The sequence below is a fragment of the Tateyamaria sp. Alg231-49 genome, assembly GCF_900143535.1.
Classification (GTDB): Bacteria; Pseudomonadota; Alphaproteobacteria; order Rhodobacterales; family Rhodobacteraceae; genus Tateyamaria.
Map to the genome: position 1 here is coordinate 71,589 of NZ_FRFA01000007.1, position 17,207 is coordinate 88,795.

Genomic DNA, 17,207 nt, shown 5'->3' on the forward strand with positions numbered 1-17,207 from the left:
CGTGCATCCGGTTCAAAACATACGTTATAATGTCAAAACGTATCGAATTCCGGTGATTTTGGTTTGCGGCCATTTGCTTATGGCGTCGCTGTTCTGAGTCTTGCATGGTAGCGCGGCGGAGTTTTTCGCTGTCCGTGCATGTGACAATTTGTTCGCAAAGCAGACATGAAAAGTGCTTATGATTAAGGGCTGAAATGAACCGATTGCGCGCGACGCGTGGGCAGGTTTCACAAATTGCGGCACACCAGAAGACCTGAGGGTGGCCTAGACGCGGGGTCACAGGTGGGCGCTGTTTCACAACTGAAGACCAGCCCGTTTTTGGGGCTGCCCTGATCGGTTCGAGCGTTCCGTGATGGGCACGATCAGTTGAATCATGCGCGAAATAGCGCTCAACATCTGCGACGGAGGGCCCTATCAGGGCAAGTAATTCGACGGATCGACGCTATCAAACCCGTCGCGCACCTCAAAATGCACAAAGGCCTGATCGGCGCTGTCGCGCAGTTGGGCTATTGCCTCTCCACGTTTGACCGCATCCCCCTTGGTCACTTTAACCCCGGCCACATTGGCATAGACCGTCAACAGGTTGTCTGGGTGGCGCACGACGATGATCGGAACACCCTCAGCGCTTTTGGTGATGGCGGCCACGGTGCCACTGGCAGCGGCGTTCACGGGTGTGCCGGGTGCGGCCTTGATGTCGATCCCGTCATTGCGACCTTTGGAATATCCACGGATGATGCTGCCCTGCACAGGGACCTGCATCGCAGCGTTGCTCTTTGACGGACTGGTCTCTCCTACGTCGGCGACGGATTCGGTCGTGGCGGCGGCGGCCGCTGCAGCGGCACTTGCGGTGTCGTCTGCGGGCAGGGGTTTCGTCGCGCTTGGAGGGGTTGGTGTGTCCGAGCCTGTGCCAGGCAGCGGTGTTGTGTTTGACGGCGGGGCGACGCGGGCCACGGGGATGAGCAGGTACTGACCTTCGCGCACAGCGAAATCTGTGTTCAGACCATTCCATTCGGCAAGCGATTTGACGGGCACACCATAGAGGCGCGCAATGGTAAAGGCGGTCTCACCGCGTTCGACCTGATGGCGGATCGGTTCCTGACCGGTCTCAGGCAGCGCGGTGGTCGCCACTCGCGGAGCGGCGGGTGTGGGTTCTGCGCGATCAATGGCCGAACTTGCCAATGTGCTCACATCCACGCTGCTTGGCGCGCCGATCGCACCTGTTGGTTCAGACACCCGGCGGGGCAGGGCGATGATTTCGTCCTGTCGCAGGGGGACGTCTACTGCGATCCCGTTGAACCGTGCCAACTCATCCGCGGGCAGGCCGACACGCAGAGCCACCTCTGCGACCGTATCACCGCGCCGTGCGACGGCCACCTGATAGTTAGGGTAAGAGATCACCCCGCGTGCATCCGGTTCGGGCCGGTCAACGGTGGCATTTCGTGCCGCCTCGCGGGTGTTGAACCCGCCTTCGGGCCCGCGCAGGTCAAAGTCGAGCGGTTCGTCGCATGCCACAAGCACACCCAAGCTGAGCGTGGCAATCATGATGCGCCCAAAACGCGCTGGGGGATTGGTCGGTGTCATCTGCATCGTCCTCTGCCGGACCCCTCTGTTTGGGGGTATTGCCGGATCATGGCACCACGTTTGGTACCGCCTCGCCGATGTTTTACACCAGTTTTACTCTTTGCCCAAGCCCTCGAGCAGTGGCACGAAACGCACGTCGCGTAATTCGTGATACTCAAGGCCAGTCTCCGTCTTGTTGACCCGGATCAGACTTTGCACGGCATCGGATTGGCCGACGGGCAACACCATGATCCCACCGACTTTCAGTTGAGCCAGCAAGGGGCCGGGCGGATCTTCGGCGGCCGCTGTCAGGATGATCCGGTCAAAGGGGGCCTGATCGGCCAGCCCGTGGCTGCCGTCACCTGTGATGGCTGTGATCGTATGCAAATCAAGCTGGGCAAAGATTTCGCGGGCCTCGTGCACGAGGCGGCGGTGTCGGTCGATGGTGTAGACCCGGCGTGCCAGTTTCGCGAGAATGGCGGCCTGATAGCCAGACCCGGTGCCGATTTCGAGCACCTTGTCGCGTGGACTGACATTGAGCGCCTGCGTCATCAACCCCACGACCGACGGCTGGCTGATCGTCTGCCCACATGGGATGGGCAGGGGCATATCCTCGTATGCCCGCTCGGCAAATAGCCCACGCACAAAGGGGCCGCGGTCAATCGCTTCCATTGCCTCAAGCACCCGCTTGTCCGTCACGCCGCGCGACCGCAGGGCGTAAAGGAACTGCATTTTGCGGGTTGCGAGGTCGTCTTCACTCATGTGGCGATGGCCCCCAAAGTGTCGAACATGTCGTGGGCGGTAAAGTCAGCGCGCATTGGCGTGACCGAGATGTAGCCATCCAGATTGACTGCAGCATCCGTGCCAGGTGCGCTTTGCACCTGTTGGTTGCCGCCCTTGATCCAAAGGAACTGCCGACCCGAAGGAGATGTGGTCGCCTCGGTGTGAAAACCAACCCCAGGGCGCAGCCCTTGTGGGACCAGCGCAATCCCTTTGACATCTTTGGCCGCAACGGGTGGCACATTGACGTTGTAAAAGAGTTGATAATCCGGTTGGTTCTTCGGAGTGTTGGCGACAATCCGCTCAATCACGTCTTTGCCATGGGCCAGTGACGCCTCGAACGGGTCATCGAGGTCGCGATTTCCGGGTCCGAAATACTGAGAAAACGCGATGGACAGCACGCCTTGCAAGGCCCCTTCGATCGCCCCGCCGAGCGTGCCAGAGTAAAGCGCGTTTTCAGCCGAGTTGTTGCCGCGGTTCACGCCAGACAGGATCAGGTCGGGGCGTTCGTTCATGACTTCAAATAGCCCTGCCAGCACGCAATCTGCGGGGCTGCCTTCGACTGCGACGCGGGTGGGTCCGATTTTTTGGATCATGAAGGGGCGCGCATAGCTGATGCAGTGCCCGACGCCTGATTGTTCAAAGGCAGGCGCAACGGTCCAGACTTCTCCGCCCGGTCCGGCCAAGTCATGCGCGATGGTTTCGAGAACGGCGAGGCCGGGTGCCGAAATGCCGTCGTCATTGGTGATGAGAATGCGCATGGGTTGCCCTTTTCTTTCTTTACTATGGGGCGGGTGCGTGTGGGGCAACTGCGGGAGCCTCCGGCGGGGATTTTTTTAAGTCAGAGAATGAGGACCGTTGCCCGTGGGTTACGGACGGCGCGCGATGTACCCATGAGAGACGCGCGAGGGTGGGCCTTTGGCGAAAGGATAGGCGCCAATATCGCAAAAGCCTGCGCGCGCGAGCATGCTTTGAACCTTTTGGGGCGGGTAGGCGGCGTTGCCCCAGCGCCAGCGGACGAACGCCGTACACCAGTGCGGTTTCGAGAGCGCCATCACAAGGTGCCCGCCCGGGGTCAAGCGGTCAAAGAGCCAACTCAGCGCCGCGATCGGATCATCAAGGTGTTCGATCACATGGGCGCAAAGGACCACGTTCTGGGGCGGTACATCCGGCATCGCGGTGCCGAGGCCCGCGTGGATTGCCCGTGCCCCCGGCAGGCGGGACGCGGCCGATGCCAGCATAGCCGAGGAAATATCAGTAAGCGTCAGTGCCGCCGGCGCGCCATGTGCGTTGATCCACGCGCTTGCAAAGGCCCCGGTGCCAGTGCCCACATCCATAACCTTTGGATGCTGTACAGATGTGTTGGGGCACTGCCCCATCAGATCGCTGTAAGCTTCCACAAAGCCGAGTTTGGAAATGCCGTCCTGCCAGCCTGTTTCAGCAGCATCATAGATGCGGGCAAGCGTGTTGCGACCAGAGGCGGGGCGGGGCCGGTCAAAGCGAGGTGAAATGCGCAGCATGGCCTTAGTCAGCCATGGCTGGTCTTTGACTTCAAGGGGCGAGTGCGGTCACGATCCGTTCGGCTTCGGCCATCGGGTCGGCAAGGGGGCTGCGGTCTTCGCCCGGGTGAAAGCGGGCGCGGGTGGCCGTTGGCATTGGGGCGGGTGTTGCGATGTGCACGCGCGGGCCGGTGCGCCCGGTTTCGGCCTGCCAAGAGCGTGCCAGTGCGATTTGTGCCGCCTTGGTTGCGCCGTAGCTGCCATAGAACGGCATGCCTGCCTGTGGGTCGTCAAAGAACAGGGCTGTTCCTTCTGTCCCAAGAAGAGGCGCGATGTAGGTGATCAGCGTCGCAGTGGCGGTGACATTGCCTGCTACTGATTTGCTCATGTCCTTGGCATCGATCATGGCAACTGGCGCCAGAGGTGCCGCATGGATTGCCGTGTGCGCCCATATGTCCAAGCCACTCCAACGATCATGGATGCCCCGGCACAGCGTTTGCATTGCCGCTTCAACCGTAATGTCCATGGGTGCAAGGGTTGCTGATCCGCCAAGCGCCTTGATTTGGTCATCCAGCTCTTCGAGCGCGCCGGTGGTCTTACCCACAGCAATAATGTGGTGCGTTGGCGCAAGGGTGAGGGCCAAGGCGTGGCCAAGGCCGCGCGAGGCACCGGTGATGAGTGCTGTTTTTGTCATGTCGGCGTCTTGCCCCGCGCGGTGCGGGGCGTCAAGCGGCAGCGCGCGGTTGCGGTGCGGTCGGAATGCGCAAAGTGTGTGTGCCGTTGGTGGTGTTCAGGATCACAATGCCTTCGTCGATGGCGACGACCGTGCCCTGGCGCAGCTTGTCCCCGACAGACACAGTCTTGATTTTGCGATCCGCCTGACGCAGCAGTGCCCGCCGGGTGTTTTCACTGGTAACCGTCCCGATCAGTTGCAAGCTGCGCAATGGCAGGACACCCGATTGGGTCGCCAGTTTGGCGGTGGTGGAGTTTGTCTTTTCGGACATGATGCCTCTTGTTGGTAAACTGCAAGAGGCGGGCGCTAACACGGTCTTTGACACTGCAAAATGGGTCAAATGTCGCATGGGCCAAGACTTGCCCATTGACGCAGCGGCATGGGTCAGCGGGACAATTTCTGCCGGTGATAGGTAAAGGTCAGGTGCGCCAGTTGCGCAATTGCGTCCTGAGGCAACGGTACGTCGAGATCGAAAGCAAGGCTGCGCCGTCCGTCATTTCCGAACTGTTGGGGAAAGCGGGTAGACATCTGGCTGGCGAGGTCGGTTTTGCAATCCACATAGGCCAGCAGTTGGCCGGGCCAGTCAGGCGACCAGTTAAGGCGCAGGGTGGACCCGGTGCGCGGGCGGCTTGGGCGCCATGCAGGTTGGCCCCATTTGAGGGACTCGCTCAGTGGACCGTTAGATGCGGTTTCCGCAGTTTCAAAAGCGATGGCGCGTGCACTTAGCAGATGCTGTTGTGCCGATGGTGGCCATGCGGCAATTGTATTGAGGATATCGGGGCCAATGGGGTGCATACCCAAGGATTGCACATCCTGTTGACGGTTTGTGTCAACAGATGGTGATCACTCTGCCGCCTTCATTTCGAACCCTTTTTCGATCATGTCGGCTGGCTTCACTGGGTATTCGCCAGAGAAACACGCATCGCAGTATTGCGGGCTGCTTGCATCCCGTCCATTAGCTTCGCCCACGGCGCGGTATAGCCCGTCCAGCGAGATGAATTTGAGGCTGTCCACACCCAGATGTTCGGTCATCTCGGCTTCGCTCATTGTAGCGGCAAGCAGTTTTTCCCGTTGCGGTGTGTCCACGCCATAAAAACAAGGCCAAGCGGTGGGGGGCGATGCGATGCGGAAGTGTACCTCTTTCGCACCAGCATCGAGGATCATTTCCTTGATCTTGCGCGAGGTCGTGCCGCGCACCACCGAGTCGTCCACGAGGATCACACGCTTGCCCTTGATCAGGGCGCGGTTGACGTTGAGTTTGAGACGCACACCCATGTTGCGGATCTGCTCTGTCGGTTCAATGAAGGTGCGGCCCATGTACTGGTTGCGAATGATGCCCATCGCATAGGGGATGCCGGATTCCAGCGAATACCCGATGGCCGCGGGCGTACCACTGTCAGGGACCGGGCAGACAAGATCCGCATCAACAGGGGCTTCTTTGGCCAGTTCACGCCCGATGTTTTCGCGGGTTTCATAGACGCTGCGCCCACCCAGAATGCTGTCGGGGCGCGAGAAATAGACGTGTTCAAAAATGCAAAAGCGCGATTTTTGACGGCGGAACGGATGATGGCTTTCGACACCGGCATCGGTGATGACAACCATCTCGCCCGGCTCAATCTCGCGCACGAACTCGGCGCCGATGATGTCGAGCGCGCAGGTTTCGGAACTGAGCACCCAGCCTGTCGGCAGTTGACCCAGCACGAGAGGGCGGACGCCCAAGGGGTCGCGCACGCCGATCAGCTTGGTGCGTGTCATCGCCACAACGGAAAAAGCGCCTTCGACCCGGCGCAAGGCGTCTTCCATGCGTTCGGGGATGTTGCGTTGCAAAGAGCGTGCCATCAGATGGATGATGCATTCGCTGTCTGAGGAAGATTGAAAGATCGATCCGCGCTCGATCAACTCACGTCTTAGCGCGTCGGCATTGGTGATATTGCCGTTGTGAGCAATTGCAGCCCCACCCATTGCAAATTCGCCAAAGAAAGGCTGGACGTCACGGATGGCGGTTTGACCCTTGGACCCTGCGGTGGAGTAGCGCACGTGACCGATAGACAGCGCACCGGGCAGTGTTTCCATAACTTTTTGCGATGTGAAGTTGTCACGTACATAACCAAAGCGGCGTGCAGAGTTAAAGCCGTGGTCGGGGTGGTAAGAAACTATACCGCCCGCTTCTTGTCCGCGATGTTGCAAGGCATGCAGGCCAAGCGCGACAAAGTTGGCGGCATCTACTGTGCCGAGAACTCCAAATATGCCGCACTCCTCCTTTAACTTGTCATCATCAAACGGATGGGCAGGGGGCATTAGCGCGTCGGCGTCTTGGTCGGACAAGGGGCAGCTCCGAATCCGTGAAAAGGGTTAGCCGGGGTGTAGCAAGCCCGGCCAGCCCTGTCACGAAAGGATCACACTTCAAACGACCTTTAAGCCGCTGCAGCGTCGGGTGCGGGCATTTTGCCATCCAACAGGGCCAAAAGGGCACGTGTGTCACCGTAATTGAGGGCCGGGTAAAAGCTGACGGCGCTTCCGTCAAACGCGTGGATCAAAAGGCCGGTCTGGGCATAGATCATTTCTTCTTCCTCGAAATGCAGGGTGGCTAGGTCGGGGCCCGCGAACAGGGTGGGCCGAATGCCGTTCCACCCGCTGAGCGCCTTGATCGGAACAGACACCACGGGGGCCTGCGACCATCGCGCCGGAGGTGTCAAAGCGATGTGGCCATCTGCCGGCAGTGCAACGTCAGAACACGTCGACAGCACGCCGCCCGGCACATGCACCAAAGGGGCGCGTTGTTTGGGATGGGCGATGGCTGTGATGGTGGCAAAACCGCCATCCATCGTCGCCACGCGGTCCCCCGCAATCAGGTCATCAACGCTGGCCCAGCCACGTGTTGTTTCCAGTCTGGTCTGGTCTGGGCGCTTAGCGTAGCGGTGTACTGGGGAAAGTTTGGGTGAACGGTTGGTGCAAACGTTGTGAAGGCGGCGTCATGATTGAGGAACATTTTGGCTCTCCGGTGTGGTTTGTGTGACTGTCTTCTGCCACCAAAAACGCATCACAAATCTGCCGCTTTTTCGTCACAAAGAGGGCGATAGGCGGGCTCTGTTTCACCTCAGATGCCAGAGGGGTTTACAGGGGGCTCACTTTGCACGTTTGGGCCACGCGATTAACCGGGTGTTTACTATGATCGCCTGAAGCCCAAGTCGCGACGGTTCTGGCTGCACGCGCAAATCGTGATTAAGCCGGATGATTCTGAGGTTAACTTCAGGCCACATTGGCCGACTGGCACCAAAGCGATGCCTTGCGCTTCAAGTGTTCGTCGCCGGTCTGCTCATTTTCGTAGTGACCGGAACGCGAGACGTGGTTTTTAAGGGCACCTTCTGGGCAAAACCGCATTGACCGCAGTGGCATCGCCAAGAAAATTGCAGATCAGCACAAGTGAGTTGACTGTCAGAGCATCACTCAGCTGTGCAATTTCCCACGAGGGCCTCGTATTGGGCCGTAATCCAGCCCAAAGCCTCTTCGGGATTTTGCTCTTCGATCTGGCCGGTGAAACGTCCGAACACGGCGGCTGACCGGCTTTCGTCGACGATGGTGTATTCCTGACCTGTTATCACGGTGTCGTAGACAAAAAAGGCGATTGCCACCAGCAAGACGCCACGCGCCACCCCAAAGAGAAAGCCCATGCCCTGATCGATCCCGCCAACTGCCGAACGTTGCACAAGGGATGAAAACAGCGGGGTAAAGAGAGAGACTACAATCAGCGCCACCGCAAAGACGAGCGCAAAAGCACCGATCATGCTCAATTCGCAACTGTCAGCGAGGAACTCGCCAACCACTGGAATTTCGCGCACCAAAGGTTCGACGCGCGGGGCAAACAAGAACGCCAGGACAGCCGCCGCGATCCACGCCGCAATAGCCATGACTTCACGCACGATACCGCGCCCATAGGCTAGCAGCGCCGACAGGATGATGACCACGGCCACAATGCCGTCAATGATGGTGAACCCTTCCATGGTCCTTTTCCTTCTTCTGCTCGACTTGGGCCATACGGCCGACGTCCCGTTCATCCGTTGGCATTATCCGGCGCCAAAGACCTCGCCCACAAACCCGGTCAAATCGCTCATCAGGTTGAGCGTCATTCCTTGCGATCCATATGCTTTGCCCCCTTTAGGGGCGATGGCAGATGCAAAACCAAGTTTTTGGGCTTCTTTCAACCTGTTTTCGGTCTGAGGGGCGGGTCTGAGCGCCCCAGATAGGCTGATTTCGCCAAAAACAACCGTATCAGCGGGTAGGGCGCTGTCTTCTCGAGCGGATAATAATGCAGCCGCCACAGCGAGGTCCGCAGCCGGTTCTGAGATTTTCATTCCCCCCGCCACGTTAAGATAGACGTCAAGTCCGGCAAAAGGGATGCCACAGCGCGCTTCGAGAACGGCGAGGATCATAGCAAGGCGACCGCCATCCCAACCCACCACCGTCCGTCGCGGTTGGCTGTGCGGCGTCGGGGCGACAAGCGCCTGTAATTCGCACAGGACAGGGCGTGTCCCTTCGATGCCCGCAAAGACAACCGAACCCGGTGAGGGCGTGCCACGTTCGGACAGGAATAACGCGGAAGGGTTGGTGACTTCGGCCAGCCCCGCGCCGGTCATTTCGAACACGCCGATTTCTTCGGCAGGACCAAAGCGGTTTTTGACGGCCCGCAAGATACGGAACTGGTGGCCGCGTTCCCCCTCAAAATAGAGTACGGTGTCGACCATGTGTTCGACGACGCGGGGGCCAGCGATCTGACCCTCCTTGGTCACGTGGCCGACAAGGACGACGCTGACCCCTTTGCGTTTGGCGAAGGTTGTGAGCTCATGAGCGGCGGCGCGCACCTGACTGACCGAGCCGGGGGCGCTATCGACGGTGTCGAGCCACATGGTCTGGATCGAATCTATGATAGCGAGGCCCGGAGCTTCGGCTTCCAGCGTTGTGAGGATGTTGCGCAGGTTGGTGTCTGCAGCCAATTGCACCGGCGCATCCCCAAGACCAAGGCGCTGGGCGCGCATACGCACTTGGGCGCTGGCTTCTTCTCCGCTCACGTAAATGGTTTTTAGGCCACCGCGCGCGAATTGCGCTGCGGCTTGGAGCAAGAGCGTGGATTTACCTATGCCGGGGTCCCCACCCACGAGGATCGCTGAGGCGGGAACAAGGCCACCGCCCAACACGCGGTCGAGTTCGGCCATCTTTGATGCCGTGCGGGGTGGCGGTGCCTCTTCGGTGCGCAGATCGCTCAGGGCGATGCCGGTGCCCCGTTTGGCCCCGAGAGATTTGGCGCCCGGACCAACGGACAGGCCGGTATCCTCTGAAATGGTGTTCCATTCCCCACAACTGTCACAGCGTCCGGACCATTTGGTGAAAGACGCGCCGCACGCTGAGCAGGAAAAGGAGGGTGATTTGGCCATGGGGCAAGGAGTGCCAGCGCGCTGCTGTGGGGTAAAGCCCTATTCCGCGCGCTCGGCCTTTGCGCCGCGTTCTGTCCGCCAGCTGACCCAGAGCGAAGCGAGGATGCAGGCCGTGAACAGGTAAAGGCCCCACGCGGTTTCGAGCCGTCCGACGCCAATCCCTTTGGCCAGAGTGATATAGAGGGCTATGAGGAAGATGTCGGCCATAGCGAGTTTGCCAAGGATCCCGAGCAGGGGGGTGATCCGTGGCGTCAGGACATCCCAATGGACCAATGCCAGAGCGAAAGTTTTCAAAATCGGGGCTATGAGCGCAAAGACCGCGACAACGATCGCAAGGAAGATGTCTGACCCCCACAGAGACTGCAGCCCGGTAATGACCGAGATTTCGCTAAGCCCAAAGAGGGGCAGGAGCCCCGCACGCATTAGTGGGGCAAACCACGCGATGGGAAATAAGATCAGCAGGGACAGATTAACGAATTTCGGCGCGGTCATGTTGGAGAAGTAGACGCTGCGCATCTCCGCCACAAGGGCGACGCACCCGAGAGGGCGACGGTTGGGTTGCCCTCACGAACCACGAACGAAGGGAGTTTGATGCCGCGTGCTTGCATGTTGGGTTTGCCGCTTGCGTAGGCGTGGAGTTGGCGTTGGATCAACGGTTAGACGCTGAGAACATCCTGTACGCAAGGGTATGGATATCCAGACTGCCTCATTGACGAAAAATCGCGCACGGTGGTTTCATCTAATTATTTTAATTAGAAAATTTTGAAGGAATATCCTCCATGAAAACCTATTTTCTCGCCGGTGCGGTCGCAGCGCTGCTTTCGGGGTGCGAAGTATTGATACTGGCGCCAATTGCGCTTGTCGCGGCACCCATCATCCTGCCGATAGACGCGGCGCAAACCAGCGCCTCAATCACACAACCGGTGGAGGTTTTGAACCGTTCTGGCAAGATACTCGCCGGTCCGGCGCAGGCTGGCGCGCCCGTCAAAGCGCGCTTTCAAACCGCAAGCCGGACAGTACGTTGTAGCGGCAAAAAAAGTGGCGCACTCAAAGGGGCCAACCAGGCGGTCGTTAAATTGACCTGTACCAACGGGATGCGTGGTGAAGGTGTCGTTAGGAGTAATTTGACAGTGGGCTATGGGTTCAAAACGGAGCTGACGGGTCGGCGCCCCGGGAACATTGCTTGCTCCGGAAATTTCCGTGCAAATGGTGAAACTCTTGGGCCGTTTCTCGCGTCTTGTCAGCTTTTTGAAGAGAGGTTCACGGATTTTACCAATACAAAGAAGGAATTGGTTGCCGTAGCAGACTTGCAAGCGGCTGTGTCAGCGGGGTCAACAGCGTCGGGTGACTATGCCATTACACTCTGGGTGCAAGTTCAGTGAGACGTGTGTTTCAAGGAACTGGCATCAAAGCATTTATGGTCGTTTCGCTTCTGAGCGTCATGTTGGCTGGATGTGTTGATCCACCCGGTCCGGTGGCGTCGGACCAAAGCTTTCGAGTGACCAGTGTGTCTGCGCAAGTTTTCAAAAAAGGCGATCGGCGAGTACCACTGTTGCAAACTGAATTTGAGCACATTCGTCTGTCCACCATCAGCGCCTACGGTCTAAACCAAAACCGTGTTCTGGCAGACCTCAAGGAGGTGATGGCAAACAGTCTCATCCCGGCGTCGCGCCAAGGTAAGCAAGAGGTTCGAGCGGAATTCGTGCTTTACACGATGCGACTGCGCACCGTGTCCGAGACGTTTACCACTCTTGTCGGGTGGTTGGATTTTTATGACGCCAAAAGCGGGGCGCGGTTGGCGAGTGCAGAGGTTTCGATATCGCCAATGACCGGTATGAAACACAGTGAAGTCAGACGGCTGTGGCGGACGACAGGCAATGTGGTTCAGGAATATGAGTCTCTGATGGATTTGGCGAAGGACACGATGCCCAAATATCTGCCGCGACCTTGAACCGCGCTAGCGCACAGCTTCGATCGGTCCTTCGGCACGGCCATGGATGAACTGATCTACGTAAGGATCGCCGGCGCTGTCCATCTCGGCGACAGGCCCGGTCCAGCGGATTTTACCAGCGTGCAGCATGGCCACGTGATCTGCGATGGTGCGCACTGAACTCATGTCGTGCGTGATCGTCATCGTCGTCGCCCCCATTTCGGTGACGATTTCCCGGATCAGGTCGTTGATGACCCCGGCCATGATCGGGTCAAGCCCGGTTGTGGGTTCGTCAAAGAAGATGATTTCGGGATCGGCCGCGATGGCGCGGGCCAATCCCACACGCTTTTGCATACCGCCAGATAGTTCTGCGGGAAGCCGGTCGGCCACATCCGCGGTCAGTCCGACCCGGCGTAGTTTTTCGACAGCGATGGCGCGGGCTTCTTCCTTTGGTTTGGCAAGTGATCCACGCAGCAGGCGGAAGGAGACGTTTTGCCAGACGGGCAAGCTGTCAAAGAGGGCGCCGCCTTGGAACAGCATCCCGAAGCGGGCCAGAAACGCATCTCGGTCGGCCTTGGTCACGTCTGTGCCGTCGACGGTTATGGTCCCGCTGTCCGGGGTGACAAGGCCGAGGATCGATTTGATCGCCACTGATTTTCCGGTTCCGGAGCCTCCGATGATGACCATCGATGTGCCTTTGGCGACGTGGAGATTGACGCCGCGCAAAACATCGTTTGACCCAAAGGATTTGTGAACGTCGTCAAGTGTGATCATAGCGCCGTGCCTATGACGTCTGGGCGGGTTGGATTGGGCAAGATGAAGATGTGCAAGTTTGTCATAACGAGAAAAACACCCCCGTAAGAACGAAGTTGGCGGCAAGGATCAGGACCGCTGCGGCCTCGACAGACCCCTTGGTGGCGCGCCCCACACCTTGGGCGCCGCGTCCGGTGTTCATTCCGAAATAACAGCCCATAAGAGCAGCGATGCAGCCAAAGACTGCTCCTTTGGCAAGGCTGGAGGTGATGTCACGCAGTTGCAGGAAATCGACCGTGTTCTGGATGTAGGCCGCCGCGTTGAAGCCAAGCGTACCTGTCGCAACGGCATATCCGCCAAAGATCCCGATAACGTCGCCGACAGCCACCAAAAGCGGGACAACAAGCGTTGCGGCCAATACGCGCGGCGCTGTGAGGTATTTCATCGGATGCGTTGACAGGGTGACTAGGGCGTCGATCTGCTCGGTCACTTTCATTGTCGCGATTTCAGCAGCAATTGAGGAGGTGACCCGCGCTGCGATCATCAACCCAACCAGAACGGGCCCCAATTCGCGCACCATACCGATCGCCACGATCTGAGGCACCACAGCTTCGGCGTTGAAACGTGCGCCGCCAGCGTAGATTTGCAAGGCCAGCGCGCCGCCCGTAAAGATGGCCGTCAGCCCCACTACAGGCAGCGACAGCCAGCCGATGTTCAACAGGGCCAACGCAAACTCGCGCGGGTAAAAGGGCGGACGCAACATGTGGGACAGGGTTTGGGCACCAAAGATGCTGACCCGTCCGATGGCGGCAAACAGGCCGAGGATCACCCGCCCGAGGGCTGCAAGAACGCTCATGCGAGTATGGTCCGCGCGTAACGTGCGCCCAGTTGCGTCAGGATTTCGTAACCGATGGTGCCCGCGGCATCCGCCACGGTGTCAACGGATTGATGTCGTCCCATCAGTTGTAGATGTGTGGGGTCGTTCCTTAGGGCGCTTACGTCTGCTGTGATCAGGTCCATGGACACGCGGCCCACGACAGGGCAGGCCACGTCACCCGCAAAAAGAACAGCGCGAGGGCCCATGGCCCGGATTAACCCGTCTGCATACCCACCTGAAACAGTTGCAATGCGTGCGTCTGTTTCGGCGGTCCAGCCATTGGCGTAGCCGACGGTTTCCCCTGCGGTCACATCACGTACCTGAATGACGGGCAGATCCAGTGTCACAACGGGTTCTGCATCCACAAAGGGCAGCCCGCCATAAAGCCCGACACCTGGTCGGGTCATGTCAAAGTGGTAGTCTGTCCCAAGCAGGGTCCCCCCCGTGGCCGCCAGAGAACGCGGCACATCCAGCCCATCCGTCATAGCGCGGAAAGCAGCAAGCTGTTGGCCGTTCATGCTATGATCGGGCGTGTCCGCGCAGGCCAGGTGGGACATGATCAACGTTGGGCGCTGTGCAACGGCGATGTCGCGCACGGCCGACCATTCAGCGGGTTCCATGCCCAACCGATTCATGCCGGTGTCGAGTTGAATGCCAAAAGGCGCACCGGGCAGGGCCTCGACGTGGCGCAACATTTGATCGACGGAGTTCAGCAAGGGTGTCAACGATCCCTCGAGTATCTGATGGGTGTCGCCATCCATATGGCCGGAAAACACGAAAATACGCGGCCCGTGTCCGATGGCGGTGCGCAAATCAGTGCCTTCGGCAGCGGTAGCGACGAAAAAGCTGCGCACCCCGGCGCCCAGCAACGCCTGACCAACCTGGCCCGCGCCCAGCCCGTAGCCGTTCGCTTTGACCACGGCTCCGGTTTCCCCTTCGCTCATCGCATCAAGGGCGCGCCAGTTGCGCACAACAGCGCCAAGATCGATGGTCAGGGTTGCGGACGTCATGCTTGTCTTGTTGGCAACATGCCGCGCAGCGTCAAGGGGCAAATGTGCTTTGTATCGGTCACTTGGTTCTTATGGGTAAGCAAACAGGCTGCGGTTCTTTTCCCAGATCTTTTCGCCAATGAGGCAATCGTACGTGGGCAGGCTTTGCGCGCGCCACAGACGTTCGGGAACCGAGCGAGGGGCAATTTCGAGAACCAGCTTGCGCCGGACGGCCTCTTCGAACTCGGCCCAGTCGGTGACAGGCAACACAAAGGCGCCGCGCCCGCCGGTCACGCAGGCGGTGTAGTAGGCATCAAGATCGTCGATATTGTAACGCGAGGTGATCGAATCGTCTTTGGTCATCAGGGGCAAGCCGTTGATCGTCATGCCGCGCGCCAGCACCCTGTCCCGAGCGGCGGTTACGGTATCACCCATGTTGTTGGGGCCATCGCCCGACACGTCGATAACCCGACGCAATCCATCAAATGCGTTGTTCTCGATGGACGTTGCAGCATAGTCCAGAGCTCCGGAGATTGAGGTGCGACGCAAGGCGTCGTCAAAGTTGGCAGTGATCTGGCGCGCGATCAGTTCCGCTTGCGCGCGGCTTTCCAGCAGGGTCCAGGGCACGATCACGCGCTGGCTGTCTACACCAGCCCATTCAACATAGGCGATGGCAACCCGCCCCAGCATTCCACCTCCAATGGCGGCCTGAACTTCATCGCTGGTCAGGGCGGCAGCATACCCCCGGCGCTGAATTTCCAGCTCAAAAGGCTGCATCGACCGGCTGACGTCTACGGCGAGGAACAGTTCCACATCCACCTCAACGCGGCCGTCTGCCTGCACAGGTTGAGAAATAAGCAAAAACAGCAAAACAAGAGCGCGCCACATAAGGCCAGTGGGGCAGAGCCGCGCAATTCTGTCCAGTCACAGTTCGGTCATGGCAAGAGATAGCGACCCAAGTGAGGCCAGAACGCCCAATCCCCGGTCATCTTCTCTGATTTAAAAAATCCCGGGGGAGCCCGCAGGGCGGGGGCAGAGCCCCCAATGCGCGCCGACCTCAGAAGCCGACGTCGTCACCACCACCTTGTTGCTGCCAAGGCTGCACAAGATTGCCAAAGCGGGTGAAACGACCCTCAAAGGACAGATCGACTGTGCCGATGGGTCCGTGCCGTTGCTTGCCGATGATAACCTCGGCGCGACCGTGCAGGCGTTCCATCTCTTCTTGCCACTTGCCCATGGCTTCCAGATCGTGATCGCCGGGTTTTTCGCGCTCTTTGTAGTATTCTTCGCGGAATACGAACATCACGACATCCGCATCCTGTTCGATTGATCCGGATTCACGCAAATCGCTGAGCTGTGGGCGTTTATCTTCGCGGTTTTCGACCTGTCGGCTGAGCTGTGACAGGGCAATGACGGGAATGGCCAATTCCTTGGCGATGGCCTTGAGCCCCATAGAGATTTCGGCAATTTCCTGCACCCGATTTTCTGCCCCACCACGCACCAGTTGCAGGTAGTCCACGATCAATACATCCAGCCCATGCATCCGTTTGAGGCGGCGAGAACGGGCGGCCAGTTGTGCGATCGGGATGGCGGGGGTGTCGTCGATGAACAACGGGCAGGCTTCAAGCTGTTTGGCTGCGTCGACAAAACGGCGGAATTCACCTTCTGTCATGTCGCCGCGCCGGATCTGTTCGCTGGGCACTTCTGATGCCTCTGACAAGATCCGGGCGGCGAGCTGCTCGGCGCTCATCTCCAAAGAAAAGAAACCCACGACACCGCCCTGAATGGAGCCTTCGGTGCCATCGGGTTTCAGGCCGCGTTTGTAGGATTTGGCGATGTTGAAAGCGATGTTGGTGGCCAGTGATGTCTTGCCCATCGACGGGCGGCCCGCAAGGATTAGCAAATCAGAGGAGTGCAATCCGCCGAGTTTCTTGTCCATATCTGTAAGACCGGTGGAGATACCGGCAAGGCCCCCTTCGCGCTGGTAAGCGGCGTTGGCGACATTAACAGCGTCAGTTACCGCTTTGAGAAAGCTTTGAAAACCACCCTCTGACGTGCCTTGTTCCGCCAGTTTGTAAAGCGCCTGCTCAGCCTCAACGATCTGCTCTTTGGGCTCCGAGGTTACTTCGACCTTGGCGGCTTTGGCGCTGATATCACGACCCAATTGGATCAGATCGCGGCGCACAGCCAGATCATAGATGATTTGGGCGTAGTCGCGCACGGCAAAGGCACTGATTGCAGCGCCGGCCAGCCTGGCGAGATAAGCGGGCCCACCAAGTTCCTTCAGACCCTCATCGTCTTCCATGAACGCTTTGAGAGTGACGGGACTCGCGAGGTTATTCTTGGCAATTCGCGCCGCCGAAATCTCAAAAATGCGGGCATGCACTGGGTCATAGAAATGATCAGGCTGAATGATCGCGGCAACCCGGTCAAAAATGTCATTGTTGGTCAGGATCGCGCCCAAAAGCTGTTGTTCAGCTTCGGTCGAGTGCGGCATTGTTTCGGCATCTTGTACCGCAACACCTGTTGGATTGATCGCCGCAATCTCGTTCATCTCACTCTGTCCTGCTCATTTTATTGTCCGCCCCACTGTGCGCACGGAGTGCCACAGCGCCCTCGAACCCGCTATCGGGAAATAGCTGGGGACAAGCCTGTGG

The 17,207-nt window shown here is 58.9% G+C and carries 19 protein-coding genes; 2 read left to right on the top strand and 17 right to left on the bottom strand.

Annotation, left to right across the window (positions count from 1 at the left end; all coding sequences use genetic code 11):
- Positions 1 to 414: 414 nt before the first annotated feature.
- From DHN60_RS12350 to DHN60_RS12405, 12 genes are all read right to left on the bottom strand, one after another.
- Complete coding sequence (locus DHN60_RS12350; protein ID WP_108837627.1) at positions 415 to 1,581, bottom strand: peptidoglycan DD-metalloendopeptidase family protein; 1,167 nt, start codon at positions 1,579 to 1,581, stop codon at positions 415 to 417.
- Positions 1,582 to 1,674: 93 nt separating this feature from the next.
- A complete protein-coding gene (locus DHN60_RS12355; protein ID WP_108837628.1) occupies positions 1,675 to 2,322 on the bottom strand; it encodes a protein-L-isoaspartate(D-aspartate) O-methyltransferase in 648 nt (215 codons plus the stop codon).
- Positions 2,319 to 3,101: a 5'/3'-nucleotidase SurE gene (gene surE, locus DHN60_RS12360; RefSeq protein WP_108837629.1), complete on the bottom strand. Its 783-nt coding sequence runs from the start codon at positions 3,099 to 3,101 to the stop codon at positions 2,319 to 2,321. Before surE ends, DHN60_RS12355 begins: the two co-directional genes overlap by 4 nt.
- A 108-nt stretch (positions 3,102 to 3,209) precedes the next feature.
- On the bottom strand, positions 3,210 to 3,860 hold the full coding sequence (locus DHN60_RS12365) for a methyltransferase domain-containing protein (protein ID WP_108837630.1): 651 nt from the start codon (positions 3,858 to 3,860) through the stop codon (positions 3,210 to 3,212).
- 31 nt (positions 3,861 to 3,891) lie between these two features.
- A complete protein-coding gene (locus DHN60_RS12370; RefSeq protein ID WP_108837631.1) occupies positions 3,892 to 4,533 on the bottom strand; it encodes an SDR family oxidoreductase in 642 nt (213 codons plus the stop codon).
- 31 nt (positions 4,534 to 4,564) lie between these two features.
- Positions 4,565 to 4,843, bottom strand: a complete 279-nt coding sequence (locus tag DHN60_RS12375; RefSeq protein WP_159089204.1) for a pilus assembly protein PilP — start codon at positions 4,841 to 4,843, stop codon at positions 4,565 to 4,567.
- A 113-nt stretch (positions 4,844 to 4,956) separates the two neighbouring features.
- Positions 4,957 to 5,367 carry a hypothetical protein gene (locus DHN60_RS12380; protein ID WP_108837633.1) on the bottom strand — a complete coding sequence of 137 codons (411 nt, stop codon included), beginning with the start codon at positions 5,365 to 5,367 and terminating at the stop codon, positions 4,957 to 4,959.
- A 48-nt stretch (positions 5,368 to 5,415) separates the two neighbouring features.
- Positions 5,416 to 6,870, bottom strand: a complete 1,455-nt coding sequence (purF, locus tag DHN60_RS12385) for an amidophosphoribosyltransferase (RefSeq protein WP_108837634.1) — start codon at positions 6,868 to 6,870, stop codon at positions 5,416 to 5,418.
- A gap of 116 nt (positions 6,871 to 6,986) precedes the next feature.
- Positions 6,987 to 7,406: a hypothetical protein gene (locus DHN60_RS12390; RefSeq protein ID WP_159089205.1), complete on the bottom strand. Its 420-nt coding sequence runs from the start codon at positions 7,404 to 7,406 to the stop codon at positions 6,987 to 6,989.
- A 609-nt stretch (positions 7,407 to 8,015) separates the two neighbouring features.
- On the bottom strand, positions 8,016 to 8,573 hold the full coding sequence (locus tag DHN60_RS12395; RefSeq protein WP_108837636.1) for a CvpA family protein: 558 nt from the start codon (positions 8,571 to 8,573) through the stop codon (positions 8,016 to 8,018).
- Between the two features lie 63 nt (positions 8,574 to 8,636).
- Positions 8,637 to 10,001, bottom strand: a complete 1,365-nt coding sequence (radA, locus tag DHN60_RS12400) for a DNA repair protein RadA (RefSeq protein WP_108837637.1) — start codon at positions 9,999 to 10,001, stop codon at positions 8,637 to 8,639.
- Between the two features lie 39 nt (positions 10,002 to 10,040).
- Complete coding sequence (locus DHN60_RS12405) at positions 10,041 to 10,493, bottom strand: paraquat-inducible protein A (RefSeq protein ID WP_108837806.1); 453 nt, start codon at positions 10,491 to 10,493, stop codon at positions 10,041 to 10,043.
- A gap of 287 nt (positions 10,494 to 10,780) precedes the next feature.
- Here DHN60_RS12405 and DHN60_RS12410 point away from each other — a divergent pair, with 287 nt between their 5' ends.
- A complete protein-coding gene (locus DHN60_RS12410; protein WP_108837638.1) occupies positions 10,781 to 11,383 on the top strand; it encodes a hypothetical protein in 603 nt (200 codons plus the stop codon).
- A gap of 35 nt (positions 11,384 to 11,418) precedes the next feature.
- Positions 11,419 to 11,952: a hypothetical protein gene (locus tag DHN60_RS12415; protein WP_159089206.1), complete on the top strand. Its 534-nt coding sequence runs from the start codon at positions 11,419 to 11,421 to the stop codon at positions 11,950 to 11,952.
- A gap of 6 nt (positions 11,953 to 11,958) precedes the next feature.
- Here the strand turns inward: DHN60_RS12415 and DHN60_RS12420 are convergent, their stop codons facing one another.
- The 5 genes from DHN60_RS12420 to DHN60_RS12440 all read right to left on the bottom strand — a co-directional run bounded on the left by DHN60_RS12420 (position 11,959) and on the right by DHN60_RS12440 (position 17,104).
- Entirely contained in the window at positions 11,959 to 12,705 is a 747-nt protein-coding gene (locus DHN60_RS12420; protein ID WP_108837640.1) for an ABC transporter ATP-binding protein, read from the bottom strand.
- A 61-nt stretch (positions 12,706 to 12,766) separates the two neighbouring features.
- Positions 12,767 to 13,540: an ABC transporter permease gene (locus DHN60_RS12425; protein ID WP_108837641.1), complete on the bottom strand. Its 774-nt coding sequence runs from the start codon at positions 13,538 to 13,540 to the stop codon at positions 12,767 to 12,769.
- Positions 13,537 to 14,571 carry an alanine racemase gene (gene alr / locus DHN60_RS12430; protein ID WP_108837642.1) on the bottom strand — a complete coding sequence of 345 codons (1,035 nt, stop codon included), beginning with the start codon at positions 14,569 to 14,571 and terminating at the stop codon, positions 13,537 to 13,539. Before alr ends, DHN60_RS12425 begins: the two co-directional genes overlap by 4 nt.
- Positions 14,572 to 14,640: 69 nt before the next feature.
- On the bottom strand, positions 14,641 to 15,438 hold the full coding sequence (locus DHN60_RS12435; RefSeq protein WP_108837643.1) for a DUF1194 domain-containing protein: 798 nt from the start codon (positions 15,436 to 15,438) through the stop codon (positions 14,641 to 14,643).
- 169 nt (positions 15,439 to 15,607) lie between these two features.
- Positions 15,608 to 17,104 (bottom strand): replicative DNA helicase, encoded by a 1,497-nt coding sequence (locus DHN60_RS12440; RefSeq protein WP_108837644.1) that lies wholly within the window; start codon positions 17,102 to 17,104, stop codon positions 15,608 to 15,610.
- Between the last annotated feature and the right edge of the window lie 103 nt (positions 17,105 to 17,207).